Below are 15,168 nucleotides of genomic sequence, written 5' to 3'. Positions count from 1 at the left end.
TCAGCTGCTCGATGGGAGGGCGCTCTTCTTCTGCCACTGGGACCAGTCGACCATCCAGTCCCCGAGACCGTTGTTCTCGGCCGCCCTCCCCCTTACGGAGGAACCGGTGACCTCGAACGGGTCGCCGACGCGGACCCTGGCGTAGAGCCAGTCGGCGTCGGCATCGGTCAGCCCGATGCAGCCGGAACTGTCGTTGACCCGGCCCACCTTGCCGGCGTTCCACGGCGCGGCGTGCGCGTACGTCCCGGAGTCGGTGAGCTTCATGGAGTCGCGGACCATCTTGTCGTACGCGTCGCCCAGTCCCACGGTCTCGGAGTTCATGTTGATCGTGCCCTCCTTCGCCATGAGCGGGAAGACGCCCGTCCAGGTGGAGTGCTGCGCGTCCGGCCGCCCGGCGGAGAAAGGCATGTCCTTCACCTCCTTTCCGTTCTCGGTGAACGTCAGGTGCTTGCTGTCCAGATCCACCTTGATCACATGGCCGGCACCGATGGTGAAGTTCAGGTCGTAGTCCTTGGCGAAGTACCGGCCGCCGCCGGAGTCCACGCCGTTCAGGTCGGCGCGCAGCCCCACCTTGGTGCCCGGCTTCCAGTACTCCTTGGGGCGCCAGTCCACCCGGTCTTTGCCGGACCAGTCCTTGACCCAGCCCCACGCGCCGGGCGTGCCGTTGTCGGTGGTGACCTTCAGGTGCCTCTCCACGGCGGCCCGGTCGGTCACCGGGAAGTCGAAGGTGATCGAGACCGGCTGGGCGATCCCTACGACGGCGCCCTGCGAGCCGGGGCTGAGCACGACCTTGTTGAGTTTGTCCGCCTTCGCGGTGGTCAGCGACTCCTTGACCTCGTTCGTTCCGCCCTGTGCGTTACGGGCCTCGGCCGCGACGGAGTACTTGGTGTCCGGCGCGGTCGGCTCGTGGGAGGTCCACACCCGGCCGCCGTCGCCGAGCCCGCCGGGCAGCCGGCGGCCCTTCGGGTCGGTCACGACCACCTTGGTCAGATTGCCGCCGGCGGCGCTGACCTGGAGTTTGTCGCCCGCCTGCACGGTCTTCGTGCCGTTCGCCGCGCCGAGTGTCACCCGTACCGGAGCACCCTTGGACGCGGACGCCGCGGGGCCTCCGCAGGCGGACAGCACAACGGTGCCGAGCAGCGGCGCCAGCGCCAGCGCGGCCCGCGCGGCGCGCTGCGGCCGGCGGCGGTGCGGGGTGGGGGCAGGACTCATGGGGGGAGCTTTCGGAGAGCGGTGTCCGGCGGATGTCGGCCGCTAAGACGCGAACCATCTGTGTCGCGTTGCGCTGCGTGACGTGATCCACGACACGCTTGCGCCACCGGCGCGCGGCGCGTCCGCGCGGTGGCGTGGTTCTGTCCTGCGTCTTCGCCGTGTGCCCGCCTGTTCCTCCCGTCCGCTGCTCGTCCGCCGTGCCGTCGTTCGTCCGGTTGTTCCCGGACCTCATTCGTCCTGTTGTTCCCGCACCGTTGACGACGACCCCGCCCGCCCCTACGGTTCCCGCGTGTATCGCTTACGGGCCGCCGTGGCGGCGACAGCAGTACTCCTCCTCTCTCTCACGGCGTGCGGGAACGACGGTGCCAAGTCGGGCGGCGACGGGCCGGACAGCATCGAGATCGGCGCGCTCTCCATCGTCGACACCGCCCCGGTCCACCTCGCGGTGTCGCACGGCTTCTTCGCCAAGAACGGCATCTCGGCGAAGATCACCCCCGTCCAGGGCGGCGCGAACAGCGCCCCCGGCGTCGTCAGCGGCCAGTTCGACTTCGGCTTCAGCAACACCACCACCCTGCTCACCGCCCGGGAACAGGGGCTCCCCCTGAAGGCCGTGGCCAACGGGGTGTCCTCCACCGGGCAGGCCGGGCCCGGCAAGGACTACAGCGCCATCCTCGTACCGAAGGACAGCTCCATCCGCTCCGCCAGGGACCTGCCCGGCCACAACATCGCCGTCAACCAGCTCCAGAACATCGGCGACACCACCATCCGGGCCGCGGTGCGCAAAGCCGGCGGCGACCCCGCAAAACTGCGCTTCACCGAGATCCCGCTGCCCGACATGGCCGCCGCGCTCGCCGCCGGCCGGGTGGACGCCGTCTGGACCGTGGAGCCGTTCCAGACCCAGACCGTCGACCAGGGCGCCCGGGCCGTGTGCTGGCCCTTCGCCGAGGCCGTCGACAACCTCGCCGTCGCCATGTACTTCACCAGCGAGAAACTGCTCCGCGAGAACCCCGGCCTGGTCAAGCGCTTCACGACCGCCATCAACCAGGCTTTGGCCTACGCCCGGACCCACCCCGAGGCGGTACGCGCAGAACTCGGCAAATACACCAAGATCCCGCCCGCGGTCATCCACCGCATCGTGCTGCCGAAGTGGCCCACCGAGATCAACCGCGCCTCCGTGCAGACCGTCGCCGACCTGGCCCGCAAGGACGGCGTCCTCAAGCGGCCCGCCGACGTCGGCGCACTGCTGCCGTGACCCGACGCACGGCGCGCGCCGGGGCGCCGATGAGCACGCCGCGCGCCGCCGGGTTCGGGCTGCTGGGCCTGGCGTGCCTCTTCGCCGTCGCCGAGGCGGTGCCCCGGCTCGGCCTGATCGACCCGCGCCACCTGCCGCCGGCCACCGCGATCGTGCGCCGCCTGGTCACCGAGCTGGGCGACGCGGCCCTGTGGACGGCGCTCGGCGAGACCCTGCGGTCCTGGGCCGTCGGGCTCGCCCTCGCCTGCTGCCTGGCCGTCGCCCTCGGCGTGCTCATCGACGCCGTACCCGGGCTGCGCGCGGCCACCGCCTCCACCATCGAGTTCCTGCGCCCCATCCCGTCCGTGGCGCTGATCCCGCTGGCCACCCTGCTCTTCGGCGCCGAGACCGGCTCCACCCTGCTCCTGGTGGTCTACGCCTCCTTCTGGCAGGTGCTCATCCAGGTGCTGTACGGCGTGGCCGACGTGGACCCGGTCGCCCGGGAGACCGCCCGCAGCTATCGCCTCGGCCGCTGGGCCCACCTGCGCCATCTGGTGTGGCCGACGGCCCTGCCGTACGTGATGACGGGCGTGCGGCTGGCCGCCGCGGTGGCGTTCATCCTCGCCGTCACCGCCGAACTGGTCATCGGCAGTCCCGGGCTCGGGCTGCGCATCCAGCTCGCCCAGTCCGGCGGCGCGGTCACCGAGGTGTACGCGCTGATCGTGCTGGCCGGGCTGGTCGGGGTCGCCGTGAACGCGGTGGTGCGCGCGGTGGAGCGCCGGGTGCTGGCCTGGCACCCGTCCGTACGGGCCGAGGTGGCGCGGTGAGCCCGGCGGGCGCGGCAGGAAAGCGGCCCGCGGGCCCGCTGCGGCGTACGGGACTCCCGAGGCGCACGGCCCTGCGCCTGCTGCGCGTCCTGGGCCTGCCCGTCCTGCTGATCCTCGGCTGGTGGGCCTACAGCGTGGCCCAGCCCACCTTCTACCTGCCGACGCCCGGCCGGGTCGCCACCGCCTTCACCGAGGTGTGGTTCTCCGACCGGATCACCGAGGACGTGCTGCCCAGCGTGGGACGGCTGCTCACGGGCTACGCGCTGGCCGGGCTGCTCGGCGTCGGCCTCGGCGTGGCCATCGGCTCCTCGCGCACCCTGCGGGCCGCCGCCGAACCCGTACTGGAATTCTTCCGCGCCGTGCCGCCGCCGGTCCTGGTCCCCCTGATCATGCTGCTCGCGGGCCTGGACACCACGATGAAGGTGCTGGTCATCGTCTCCGGCTGCGTCTGGCCCGTGCTGCTGAACACCGTCGAGGGCGTCCGCGCCGTGGACGAGGTGCTGGCCGACACCGGCCGCTGCTTCGGGCTGCGCGGGCCCGCCCGGCTGCGCCACCTGGTGCTGCCCGCGGCGAGCCCGCAGATCATGGCGGGCCTGCGGCAGGCCCTGTCCATCGGCATCATCCTCATGGTCATCGGGGAGATGTTCGCCAGCACCTCGGGCATCGGCCACACCGTCGTCCTCTTCCAGCGCGGCTTCGCGATCCCCGAGATGTGGAGCGGCATCGTCGTCCTCGGACTGCTCGGATTCGGCCTCTCGCTCGCCTTCCGGGCCGCCGAACGCCGCATACTGGCCTGGCACTTGGCGCGCGGCGAGGAGCGGGGGCGGCATGCTTGAGATCACCGGTCTGGGCAAGACGTACGAAGGGCGCGGCGGGGTCGAGGCGCTGCGCAAGATCGATTTTCAGGTGGCCGACGGCGACCTCGTCTGCGTCGTCGGGCCGTCCGGATGCGGCAAGACGACCCTGCTCAAGTGTGTCGCCGGGCTGCTGTCCCCGACGGCCGGCGAGGTACGGGTCGCGGGCCGCCGCGTCACCGGCCCGCCCCCGGGCATGGCCGTCGTCTTCCAGGAGTACGGGCGCAGCCTCTTCCCCTGGATGACGGTGCGCAAGAACGTCGAACTCCCCTTGCGCGAGAAGAAGGTCCCCGCGCCGCGCCGCCGCGAACTGGTCGAAGGGGCGCTGTCCGCCGTCGGCCTGGCCGACGCCGCGGCGGCCCACCCGTGGCAGCTGTCCGGCGGTATGCAGCAGCGCGTCGCCATCGCCCGCGCCATCGCGTACGAGCCCCAGGTGCTCCTGATGGACGAGCCGTTCGCCGCCGTGGACGCGCAGACCCGCGCCGAGCTGGAGGACCTGCTGCTCACCCTGTGGCGCCGGCTCGGGGTGACGACGCTGCTGGTCACCCACGACATCGACGAGGCCGTCTACCTGGGGCGGCGGGTGGTCGTACTGTCCTCGGCGCCCACTGTCGTCCAGGAGGACCTCGCCGTCGACCTGCCGGCCGACCGCGACCAGATCACCACCCGCTCCGCCCCGCGCTTCACCGAACTGCGCGCTCACGTCTACGCGCAGATCAGGCACGCCAAGGGGCGGGCTGCGGGGGACCTGACGGCGGGGGAGACCGCCCCGGCGCGGCAGGCGCCTTCGCCCGCGCCGCGGGACCTCAGCAGGGAAACAGATGGCCGCACACGATGAAGGCCAGCAGCAGCACCGAACACAGCACCTCGACGGCACCGACCACCGCCACCCGTACGTCGCGCCCCGGCATCGCCACGGCCCGCAGCAGGAACACCACGAACGGGACCGCCAGCCACGGGTCCAGTGACACGGCGGCCACCACCGCGAGCCCGTGGTAAATGGCCGACGCCACCCGGAACGCCTCGCTCCCGCGCTCGCGGATCATCGTCTTCACGTAGAGCACGGTCCCGGTGAAATACAGCAGACAGGCCACGGCGGCCGTCCACGCGCCCGAATCGACCGTGCCGCTGCCCAGCCGGTCCGAGACGAGCAGCATTCCGCAGGCGGGCACCACCGCGACGATTCCGTTGACCGTGGCGCGTTCCTCGTTGCGGTACGCGTACACGATATTCACGGCGAAGAACGGCGCCGCGCACAATGCGGCGAGCAACAGCCAGGGATGCGCCACGGCGAGCGGTACGGCGCACAGGACGAATGCCGCCCCGAATCCGGCCAGCGGCGCCAGATGCCGGCGAGGCGCGCGGGGATTACGGGAAAGGCGGCGCAGCCGGACGTATTGCTGGCCGTGGAACGCCGTGCAATAGGCCAGCAGCCACGCGGGCAACAGCAGGGCGTGCCGGCCGACGACCCCGCCCAGCAGGGCGCCTGCCAGGAAGGGAACGAGCAGCATGGCCCAGGCGCCGTGCTGGTTCGGTATCCAGCGGCGCAGCGCGCGCCGCCCCCGCGATGTGCTCATGCCACGAATATATGGGGTGCGCAACCCGGACCGGGCCGCCGAAGGTCCGGGACCAACGTCCTGGAATCGAAGGTCGGCCACCCAGGAAGGGTGTGATTCTCCCCGCCGCCCACCCGTACGGAACGTGAAATGCGGCCGGAGAGCAGGGCCACCGCCCGGTGACCCGCAGTGATCACCCGCATGGCGCACCCGTGAAAACCCGGGGAAAGGCGCCGAATACGCCAAACTGGCGCCCGTTGTCGTCCGTTCGGGCGGCGGGTGAGGAGGTTTGTCGTGGCTATTTCGATCTCGGTCGTCGTGCTGCTCGTCGTACTGACCGTCGTCTTCCTGCGCAGCGGACGCCTGAAATTCACACACGCCCTCGTCTGTATGCTGCTCGGCTTTTACCTGGCGGGCAGCAGCCTGGCCCCGGACATCCAGAACGGGCTGTCCGGGGCGGCGGATGTGGTGAGCAGCGTGCGGCCCTGAGCGCCGCCACGGCGTCACCCTCGCGTGAAGACCCCGATGGCATTCGGCACCGGCCGCTCCGCGCCGCCCGAGGGGTGATTGCGGACCGTCGAGCCCGGGCTGCCCGGCTCGCGTGTGACCAGCGTGGAGGAGCCGCCGCCGTCCAGATTGATCGCGTCCCGGGCGCCCAGCCGGTCCATCAGGTCGGCCAGTTCGCGTACGGTCATGTCCGCCCGGCCCGGCGCGCCGTCGAGTGCGAGCAGCAGCAGCCGGCGGCCGTGCGCGCCGATGCCCGCGGAGGTGCGGATGGCCGGGGTGACGGTGTCCAGGCCGGTCAGCGGCTCCGCGTCGCGGACGATGGGGAAGCCGCCGACGGCGAAGCGCAGCGGTCCGGGGCGGCGGGCGGTCAGCCGGTGGCCGATGCGCACCCGGTCGCCGATGTGCAGCTTGCGCAGCTGCCGGGCACCTTCCTCCCGGCCGACGAGCGCCGTCGTACCGCGGGCGATGCCGCCCCGGCCCGGCACCTGCGCGACCCCGGCCACTCGGCCGCGCGTGACCGTGACCTCGTACGTCTCCGTACTGCACGGCGCCGCCCGGTCGGTGTCCGTGCCGCAGGTCGCCCGGACGCGCGAGGTGGGGCCCCACTTGGAGGTGAACGCGCCGATGCCGTTCACCGGCAGCGCGTACTGGTTGAGGCCCTTCAGCGGCAGCGCGCCGTCGGCGGTCAGCACGGCGCCGCGCAGGGACAGCCGGTCCAGCCGGGCGCGCCGGTCATAGCCGACGCCGATGACGTCGCGGGTGTTCGTGCCGGGCGGCAGCGCAGGTCCGAAGCGCTGCCCGTCGGGCACCGCCGCCTTCAGGTGCTGCCCGGAGGCGATGGCCGGGCCCACGGGGGCGCCGGTTGCCTCCACGCCGGGATGCTGGGTCTCGGTGATGTTGAAGAAATCCGCGTTGACGGCGGCCACTGCCGCCCGCGTGTCGGCCAGCCGGGAGACCGGAGAGCGCGCACCGACCGCGCCGGGGTACAGCAGGTCCACCGTCGTCCGGCGGTCGGTCAGGTCCACCGTCACCAGGTGGCCGTGCGCGGTGCCGCGCCCCACCAGTATGTCGAAGGCGCGATACGTCACCCCTGGCGCGACGCCGACCGCCTTCCCCAGGCGCGGGGTGCCGCTGTCCGTGGCGGTGGCCCCTGCGGCCACTCCGCTCCCGGCCAGTGCGCCCCATGCCGTCAGTGCCGTCAGTACCGCCCGCGTGCGAACGAATCGATTCTTCACGATCCCCCCAGACGTTCCGGCAACGGTCCCATGGGTGCGGAACGCCCACTATGGCCCGCAGGTATCAGAAAGCCGTACAACCACCGAACGATCGTCGTGTCGCCCCTGTCGCCCGAATGCCGCACGCTCTCACCGGGAACGACGACCGCCCCTCCGGTCCAGGGGCGTGGCCACGGCCCTGGACCGGAGGGGCGGGAAGCTGAATGGGGACGGGGCGCGCGTCTGGGGGGCCGCACCGGTGCGGCGGGGCCGGACCGTGCGGAACGCGCGGGTCGTGCGAGTCGTGCGGCCCGGATCAGGCCTGGGCACCCGCCGGGGGAGTGGTCGGGCAGATCACGCGAGTGGCGGGGGTGAAGAAGGTGCCCTCCTTGGCGGGCTGACCGCCGCCGAACTCGGTGTAGATGTACGAGTAGAAGGCGACGTCGGGGTAGCCGCAGGAGGAGTCGGCGCCGATGGTGTAGGTCATGGTGACCTTACGGGTGGCACCGGGGGCGATCGGCACGGAGTACGTGGCGCCCGCGCCCGCCTTGCAGGTCACGCCGGGGTCAGCGGTACAGGTCTTCCAGGTGTACTTCAGACCGCTCGTCGAAGAGGTCTCCCACGTGGGCTGGAAGGACTGCCACACGAAGCGCACATCGGCGGTGCCGGTGTTGGTGAACGTCATGGTCAGCGTGACGTCCGAGCCGGGCGTGGCCTGCGTCTTGTCGACGGTGAAGGCCAGCGCCGGGGTGTCGGCGGCGGACGCGGGGGACGCGGCGCCCAGGCCGAGAACGGAGACGACGAGGGCGAGGAGGGCGGCGAGGCCGGCCCTGCTGAAGATGCTCGTTGTTCTGCGCATGACCAGGGAGCGTAAGGCGTGATCCGCTCTTTGGGGCGGTTCCGGGAGAACCTGTTTTTTCGACCGAAAAGGTCTGGCCATGCCCCAAATGACGTTGTGGCGGCTGGATTTGCGCGAAGCGGCCGAATACGGGTGCCGACCGGAATGTCCCCCACGGCGCGCGGCCCACCCCTCACGGAAGCGCGCAAAGCACTGCACCCCCGGGCCGCCCCGAACGCACAGCGACGGTGAACGCCCCGCCGGGCCATCGCCGTTGCAGCCACCGGAGAAGGTGAACTCCCAGGCCGGACGCGGAGACGCCACTCCGTCTGTGACGTGTGTGTCAGATGTGCCGAGAGGGCGTACAGCGACAACACCGGACACGCGACAGCGAGTAACGGCCCCCGCCGGGCACCCTCCCGGCTGCGCCCGCGAGCCCTGACAACACCGGAATCCCCGCCGCACGCACCCCGACGGCCCCTGTCCGCCTACCGGTACACCCCGGCCCCCACCGGGCCTGGCGTAAACCCACCACCCCAGAGAGCCGGAAAACGCAGTCTTCCGCCTCATCTCCCCCTACTGGCGCCCCGTCACCTCCCGTGCGGAGCGGCCCTCCGGCCTCGACGTGCCCGGACGATCAGGTCCTCGACAGCCTGAAGCACCGCGTCAGCCCGCTCCTCGTGCAGCCACCCGTGCCCCGCGTCGTCGAGGACCCGCTGCTCTCCGCGCGGGGATTCGGCGGCCACCTCGGCGTGCAGCCTCCGCTTGAGTTCGTTGATCTCACCGAGCAGCTCCGCGGGCCACAGGCGGGCCTGTGTGGCGTCGTGCCCCATGGCCGTCAGCACGATCAGCGGCAGGTCGGGAGTGGCGGGCGCGGTGCGGAGTTCGTCGGCGACCTTGTCGTACAGGTTCTGGTTCTCGCGCCCGGCGGCCCGCCAGGTGGCGAGGTGCTGTTCGACCAGGGGGCCGCGTACCGACTCCGGCCAGGCGGCGAAGTGTTCGAGCATCGGGGCGCGGGCCTGCGCCACCTGTTCCGGTGTGAACTCGGCCGTCACCTGGTCCGCCATCTGGTCCAGCATCGCGTCGAGCATCTCCCGTGCCCGCTGGGGGGCGCGGACCGCCATGTCCTCGTGGAAGGGGTCGAGCAGGAGCAGCCCGGCGACCTCGGTCGGGAAGCACCTGGCGTAGTGGCGCGCGTAGGCCCCGCCGAGGGAGTGGCCGATCAGCAGGTAGGGCCCGGGGACGCCGGCGGCGTGCAGGAGTTCGCGCAGTTCCTCGGTGACTTCGCCGGCGGTGCGGGGCAGTTCTGCGGGGTAGCTCCAGCCGTTGCCGCCGCGGTCGTAGAGGACGGCCGTGGTCCGCTCGGCGACGCGCCGGTGGATGTTCAGGTAGTCCAGGCTCATCATGCCCGCTCCCGCCAGGAACACCGCGGTCGGGCCGCCGGTGCCGGAGCGGTGCAGCAGCAGACGGCGGCCGTCGCCGAGGTCGTGCAGGTGTCCTAACGGGGGCGTTATGGAGGCCATCGTTCTCTCCTTGGTGGGGCCGGAGCGTGCCCGGCTACGTTCTCAAGTTTGAGAAAGGTATCACCTGTGAGAGCGTACGCCCATGGACACGGTCGACCTGCTCCTGCACCCCGTACGCCTGCGCATCGTGCACGCCCTGTCCGGCGGCCGGGCCCTGACCACCTCTCAGCTGTGCACCCTGCTCCCCGACGCCTCGAAGGCCACCGTCTACCGGCAGGTCGGCGTGCTGGCGGACGCCGGGCTGCTGGAGGTCGAGGACGAACGGCGGGTACGCGGCGCGGTCGAGCGCCGCTACCGGCTGCGGCGTGAACGGGCGGTTGTCGACGCCGAGACCGCCGCCTCCGTACCAGTCACCGAGCACCGGCGGGTGTTCGCGGTGGCGATGGCGGCCCTGCTGGCCGAGTTCCACGCCTACCTCGACCGGCCCGGCGCCGACCCGGCCGCCGATCTGGTCGGCTATCGCCAGCACGCCATGTGGCTGAGCCGAGAAGAACTGACCGCCCTGATCGAGGAGATGCGTGCGGCGCTGATGCGGCGGATCGCCAACGAGCCCTCGCCGGAACGCACCCGCTATCTGATCAGCCCCATCCTCTTCCCCGCCGAGGACCCGGCAGCGGCCGACGGCCAGTGAGTCCTGGGCGGTGCCGGGACTGAAGCACTCCGCCCGCCGCCCCAGCGCAATGCCGGGACAGCGGGCGGCATACCTCAGTGGTGCGGGCTAGTGGCCGATCTCCACGTCCTCCAGAACGCCCAGTGCGTCCGGTACCAGGACGGCTGCCGAATAGTAGGCGCTCACCAGGTAGTTGATGACCGCCTGGTCGTTGATGCCCATGAACCGGACCGAGAGGCCGGGCTGGTACTCGTCGGGGATGCCGGTCTGGTGCAGGCCGACGACGCCCTGGTTCTCCTCGCCGACGCGCATGGCGATGATCGAGCTGGTCTGGTCGGGGTTGACGGGGATCTTGTTGCAGGGGAGCAGCGGGATGCCGCGCCAGGCGCGGACGGGGGTGCCGCCGATCTCCGTGGTGGTGGGGTAGATGCCGCGGGCGTTCCACTCGCGGCCGATGGCCGCGATGGTGCGCGGGTGGGCCAGCAGGTACTGCGTCTTGCGGCGCCGCGAGATCAGTTCGTCCAGGTCGTCGGGGGTGGGCGGGCCGCTGCGGGTGTGGATGCGCTGCTTGAGGTCGGCGTTGTGCAGCAGGCCGAACTCGCGGTTGTTGACCATCTCGTGCTCCTGGCGCTCGCGCAACGCCTCGATGGTCAGCCGCAGCTGCTGGTTCAGCTGGTTCATCGGGTCGTTGTAGAGGTCGGCGACCCGGGTGTGGATCTTCAGCACGGTCTGCGCGACGCTCAGTTCGTATTCACGCGGCGCCACTTCGTAGTCGACGAAGGTGCCCGGCAGCGCGGGTTCGCCAGCGTGACCCGAGGTCACGTCGATGGCCGCCTCGCCGTGTTTGTTCTGCGGCGGGATCCGGGCGGTGCGGTAGCGCTCCAGGTGGTCGCGCAGGCCGGGGCTGTGGTCCGCGCTCTGTTCGTACGCGGTGCGGGGCAGCGTCAGTACGGTCACCCGGGTGACCGCGCGGACCGTGTGCTCCCAGGCCGCGTCCGGGGACAGCAGTGCCGTTTCGCCCAGGTGGTCGCCGTCCGCGAGGACGCCGAGAACCGTTTCGTCACCGTACTTGCCGGTGCCGATACGGTTCAGCTTGCCGTGCGCGACCAGGACGACCCGGTCGGCCGGCCGGCCCTGCTCCACCAGCACGTCACCGGGCGCGTACTCCTCCTGCACGAACCGACCGGCCAGCGCCTCCAGCGCCGCCGGATCGTCGAAGTCGCGCAGCGGCGGCAGCTCCCGCAGCTCCGCGGGGATGACCCGGACGTCGGAACCGGTGCTGGTGAACTCGACCCGGCCGTCTCCCAGGGTGTGCGTCAGGCGCCGGTTGACGCGGTACGTACCGCCGGAGACCTGGGTCCACGGCAGCACGCGCAGCAGCCAGCGGGAGGAGATCCCCTGCATCTGCGGCACGGTCTTGGTCGTGGTGGCCAGATTGCGTGCCGCGGCTGTCGCCAGGCTGGTGCGCGCCTGGTCGGTGTCCGGGGTGGCGCCGGGTCCGGACGTCGGGTCCGCCGATGTGGTCATGGGGGGTTTCACCTGTTCCTGTGGGTCGTGGGACGGTCAGGGCCGCGGGCCGGACGCGACCGGCCGGCGGCACGCGGCCGGGGAGAGCGCGCGGGGACTGCGCGCCGGGGCCGCGGATATCGCGCCGGCATTGACGGGATTTCGGCCATGAATGACGCGGGAGCGTCATATTCCGGCAAACGGTTCTTCAACCGTTTCTCATGGCCGGAATGGGGTGGTTCACTGGCCGGTCTGCACGTCCTCCAGAATTCCCAGCGCGTCCGGCACCAGGATCGCGGCGGAGTAGTAGGCGCTCACGAGATAGTTGGCGATGGCCTGGTCGTTGACGCCCATGAACCGCACCGAGAGTCCCGGTTCGTATTCGTCCGGGATTCCCGTCTGGTGCAGTCCGACGACGCCCTGCTTCTCCTCGCCGGTGCGCATCACCAGGAACGAACTGGTGCCGTCGGCGCCGACCGGAATCTTGTTGCACGGAAAGATCGGGACCCCGCGCCAGGAAGGCAGCGAGTGCCCCATGAAGTCGACCGCCGTCGGATACAGGCCACGGGCGCTGCACTGCCGGCCGAAGGCGGCGATCGCCTTCGGGTGGGCCAGCAGGAAGGCCGGGTCCTTCCACACCGTCGCGAGCAGGTCGTCGAGGTCGTCGGGGGTGGGCGGGCCGCTGCGGGTACGGACGCGCTGCGTCAGGTCGGCGTTGTGCAGCAGCCCGAACCCGGGGTTGTTGACCATCTCGTGCTCCTGGCGCTCGCGCAGCGCCTGGATGGTCAGCCGCAACTGCTGCTCGACCTGGTTCATCGGGTCGCTGTACAGGTCGCCGACCCGGGTGTGGGCCCGCAGCACCGACTGCGCCACGCTCAGCTCGTACTCCCGGGGTGTGAGCTCGTAGTCGACGAAGGTGCCGGGCACCCGCGGCTCGCCGTGGTGGCCGGAGGCGACCTCGATGGCCGACTCGCCGCTGTCGTTGCGCGGCGGAGCGCTGCCCGCGCCGGCCGCCGCGAGGTGGTCGCGCAGCTCCTGCGAGCGGTCCGTGACCTCCTGTGCGGCCTGCCGGGGCAGCTCCATGACGGTCACCCGGGTCACCGCGCGGTAGGTGTACTCCCACGAAGCGGCGGTGTCGGTGAGCGGCTTGTCGCCGAGGTGGTCGCCACCGGCGAGCGCTCCCAGGACCGTTTCGTCGCCGTATTTCCCGGCGCCGATCCGGTCGACCCGGCCGTGCGCGATCAGCACCAGGCGGTCGGCGGGCGTGCCGGCGGTGGCGATCGCGTCGCCGGGCGCGTACTCGCGCTGGACGAAGCGCTCGCCGAGCGCGCCGAGCACCGCGCTGTCGGTGAAGTCGCGCAGCGCGGGCAGTTCGCGCAGTTCGTCGGGGATGATCGTTACATCGGTGCCGGAGACGGCGAAGTCCACGCGGCCGTCGCCGACCGTATACGTCAGCCGCCGGTTGACGCGGTACGTGCCGCCGGAGACCTGCACCCAGGGCAGCAGCCGCAGCAGCCAGCGCGAGGTGACGCCCTGCATCTGCGGCACGGTCTTGGTGGTCGTGGCCAGATTGCGGGCCGCCGCCGTCGTGAGGCTGGAATTCTGTGTTTCGCCCTCGGGGCCGGGAATTGTCTCGTCCGTAACCGTCACGGCTGCGCCACCAATCTTGGAAGGTCGGGAAGAGGACGGCGGCCGGAGCCACGGCCGTTCGCGAGACGAGGTCCGTGCCGCTCGTCGCACTGAACATAGGCGTGTCGTTTTAATCGGGGCAATCACTCGAACGAGTGGCATGAAAAATAAGGGAGATGGACAGGTTTAGTGGAATCAGTTACTGGAAAGTGTGCCGGGGTGATTCCGGCCGCGGACCGGCGGACCAGGGCCGGGAAAGCCGTCGAGGTGACGGACCGGGTTATTCGCCGGAGAGCTGCCGGGAAACGGCGGGTGTCCAGGACCGGCCCAGCGGATCGTCGAGAACGGCGCGCAGGGCGGCGTGCGCAGCGCCGAGCAGCGGCCCGTCGGCTCCGCGGCGGGCGGCGGCCACCCGTATCCGCGGCACGCTCCCCGCGTACGGCGCGAGGGCTGTACGGGCCGTCAGCTCCCGCTCCAGCGACGGCAGGAGCCAGGGCGCCAGCCGCGCCAGCGCCCCGCCGAGCAGCACCGCCTCCGGGTCGAGCAGATGCACGGCCCCCGCGAGCGCGATCCCGAGCGCCGTCCCCGCGTCCCGCAGGGCGGCCGAGGTGGCGCGGTCCCCGGCGGCGGCGCGATGGGCGAGGAGTTCGACGCGCGCCCGCGGACCGGGGTGGCCGGCCGCCGCACGCCCCGGGTCGAGACCGGCCGCCCGTAGTACGGCCGCTTCTCCCGCGTACTGCTCCAGACACCCCCGCGCCCCGCAGCCGCACGGCCGCCCGCCGGGATACACCGGCACGTGCCCCAGCTCGCCCGCGAATCCCCGAACCCCGCGCAGCAGTTGACCGTCCACGACGACCGCGGCGCCGATTCCCACCTCCGCCGAGACATGGAGGAAGTCGGGTGGCGGTGCCCCTCCGCCGTCCGGCCCGCCGCCGAGCCGCAGCTCGGCCAGCGCGCCGAGGTTGGCCTCGTTCTCGACGGCGAGCGGCTCGGGCACGGCGGTAAGAGCACGGAGCGCCGGAGCCGGATCGACGTTGCGCCAGCCGAGGTTGGGAGCGTGCACCACGGTCGTCGTGCCGCGCGCCACCAGCCCCGGGACCGCGACCGTCAGCCCGGCGGGCCGCAGCCCCAGTGCCGCGATCCGGTCCGTGACCTCCGTGATCATCCCGGCCAGACGGCGCAGTACGGGGCCCGGCTCGCTGCCCCGGTCGGCCGCCTCGGCCGCCACCCGGGCCCGTATCCGCCCGCGCAGATCGACGGCACACACCGACAAGTGGCCCACGCCGATCTCGGCGCCGATGCCCGCGGGCCCGGTGTCGCTGACGGCCAGTTCGCTGCCCGGCCGCCCGCGTCCGCCGGTCGCCGCCGGCCCCGTCTCGACCAGCAGACCGGCCCGCAGCAGGGCGTCGACCAGCGTGCCGACGGCCGCCCGGGTCAGCCCGACCCGCGCCGCGACACCTGCCCGCGACACAGGCCCGTCGGCGGCCACGGCCTCCAAAACCCGCGCCAGGTTACGGCGGCGGATGCCGTGCTGTGTGTCGGCGCCGGGAGCGGTCACGGGGCGCCTGTTGCGGACGGGGCGGGTGATGTGGACGGTCTGGGCGGGACGGGCGTGGTGATCATGCGGGTCGGTGCTCTCCCGGGCTCGTCGGGTGTGCGTG

General features: G+C 71.9%; 14 protein-coding genes. 6 read left to right on the top strand and 8 right to left on the bottom strand.

The genetic code is table 11. The annotated features are described in order from the left end of the window. Positions 1–1,212: a L,D-transpeptidase gene (locus ADK86_RS07840; protein WP_053695932.1), complete on the bottom strand. Its 1,212-nt coding sequence runs from the start codon at positions 1,210–1,212 to the stop codon at positions 1–3. A 289-nt stretch (positions 1,213–1,501) separates the two neighbouring features. Between ADK86_RS07840 and ADK86_RS07835 the strand changes: the two genes are divergently transcribed. From ADK86_RS07835 to ADK86_RS07820, 4 genes are read left to right on the top strand one after another with little or no spacing between them, the layout of a single operon-like run. Next, complete coding sequence (locus tag ADK86_RS07835; protein ID WP_234345761.1) at positions 1,502–2,464, top strand: ABC transporter substrate-binding protein; 963 nt, start codon at positions 1,502–1,504, stop codon at positions 2,462–2,464. A 29-nt stretch (positions 2,465–2,493) separates the two neighbouring features. Further along, positions 2,494–3,270 carry an ABC transporter permease gene (locus ADK86_RS07830; RefSeq protein ID WP_053695930.1) on the top strand — a complete coding sequence of 259 codons (777 nt, stop codon included), beginning with the start codon at positions 2,494–2,496 and terminating at the stop codon, positions 3,268–3,270. Next, positions 3,267–4,106 carry an ABC transporter permease gene (locus ADK86_RS07825; RefSeq protein WP_234345760.1) on the top strand — a complete coding sequence of 280 codons (840 nt, stop codon included), beginning with the start codon at positions 3,267–3,269 and terminating at the stop codon, positions 4,104–4,106. The genes ADK86_RS07830 and ADK86_RS07825 overlap by 4 nt, the downstream gene beginning before the upstream one ends. Next, the gene (locus tag ADK86_RS07820; protein WP_053695929.1) at positions 4,099–4,962 is read left to right on the top strand and encodes an ABC transporter ATP-binding protein; all 864 of its coding nucleotides are present in this window, start codon (positions 4,099–4,101) and stop codon (positions 4,960–4,962) included. Before ADK86_RS07825 ends, ADK86_RS07820 begins: the two co-directional genes overlap by 8 nt. On the opposite strand, the gene ADK86_RS07815 is transcribed toward ADK86_RS07820, so the two are convergent. Beyond that, on the bottom strand, positions 4,931–5,701 hold the full coding sequence (locus ADK86_RS07815) for a YwiC-like family protein (protein ID WP_053695928.1): 771 nt from the start codon (positions 5,699–5,701) through the stop codon (positions 4,931–4,933). The genes ADK86_RS07820 and ADK86_RS07815 overlap by 32 nt on opposite strands. Positions 5,702–5,974: 273 nt before the next feature. Between ADK86_RS07815 and ADK86_RS07810 the strand changes: the two genes are divergently transcribed. Further along, positions 5,975–6,169, top strand: a complete 195-nt coding sequence (locus ADK86_RS07810; protein WP_030370182.1) for a hypothetical protein — start codon at positions 5,975–5,977, stop codon at positions 6,167–6,169. Between the two features lie 14 nt (positions 6,170–6,183). Here the strand turns inward: ADK86_RS07810 and ADK86_RS07805 are convergent, their stop codons facing one another. The 3 genes from ADK86_RS07805 to ADK86_RS07795 form a co-directional block, all read right to left on the bottom strand. After that, on the bottom strand, positions 6,184–7,422 hold the full coding sequence (locus ADK86_RS07805; protein ID WP_053695927.1) for a phosphodiester glycosidase family protein: 1,239 nt from the start codon (positions 7,420–7,422) through the stop codon (positions 6,184–6,186). 295 nt (positions 7,423–7,717) lie between these two features. Beyond that, complete coding sequence (locus ADK86_RS07800; protein ID WP_003982494.1) at positions 7,718–8,260, bottom strand: hypothetical protein; 543 nt, start codon at positions 8,258–8,260, stop codon at positions 7,718–7,720. A 569-nt stretch (positions 8,261–8,829) separates the two neighbouring features. Further along, positions 8,830–9,762 carry an alpha/beta hydrolase gene (locus ADK86_RS07795; RefSeq protein WP_053695926.1) on the bottom strand — a complete coding sequence of 311 codons (933 nt, stop codon included), beginning with the start codon at positions 9,760–9,762 and terminating at the stop codon, positions 8,830–8,832. An 82-nt stretch (positions 9,763–9,844) separates the two neighbouring features. Here ADK86_RS07795 and ADK86_RS07790 point away from each other — a divergent pair, with 82 nt between their 5' ends. Further along, a complete protein-coding gene (locus tag ADK86_RS07790) occupies positions 9,845–10,393 on the top strand; it encodes a helix-turn-helix domain-containing protein (RefSeq protein WP_053695925.1) in 549 nt (182 codons plus the stop codon). A gap of 87 nt (positions 10,394–10,480) precedes the next feature. Here the strand turns inward: ADK86_RS07790 and ADK86_RS07785 are convergent, their stop codons facing one another. The 3 genes from ADK86_RS07785 to ADK86_RS07775 form a co-directional block, all read right to left on the bottom strand. Continuing rightward, a complete protein-coding gene (locus ADK86_RS07785; protein WP_053695924.1) occupies positions 10,481–11,899 on the bottom strand; it encodes a family 2B encapsulin nanocompartment shell protein in 1,419 nt (472 codons plus the stop codon). Positions 11,900–12,118: 219 nt separating this feature from the next. Further along, on the bottom strand, positions 12,119–13,528 hold the full coding sequence (locus ADK86_RS07780; protein WP_053695923.1) for a family 2B encapsulin nanocompartment shell protein: 1,410 nt from the start codon (positions 13,526–13,528) through the stop codon (positions 12,119–12,121). Between the two features lie 259 nt (positions 13,529–13,787). Further along, the gene (locus ADK86_RS07775; protein WP_053695922.1) at positions 13,788–15,065 is read right to left on the bottom strand and encodes an ROK family transcriptional regulator; all 1,278 of its coding nucleotides are present in this window, start codon (positions 15,063–15,065) and stop codon (positions 13,788–13,790) included. Positions 15,066–15,168 lie beyond the last annotated feature (103 nt).

The organism is Streptomyces sp. NRRL F-5755, assembly GCF_001279365.1.
In the GTDB taxonomy this organism is placed as follows: domain Bacteria; phylum Actinomycetota; class Actinomycetes; order Streptomycetales; family Streptomycetaceae; genus Streptomyces; species Streptomyces rimosus.
This window is presented reverse-complemented; position numbering and strand designations above follow the sequence as displayed.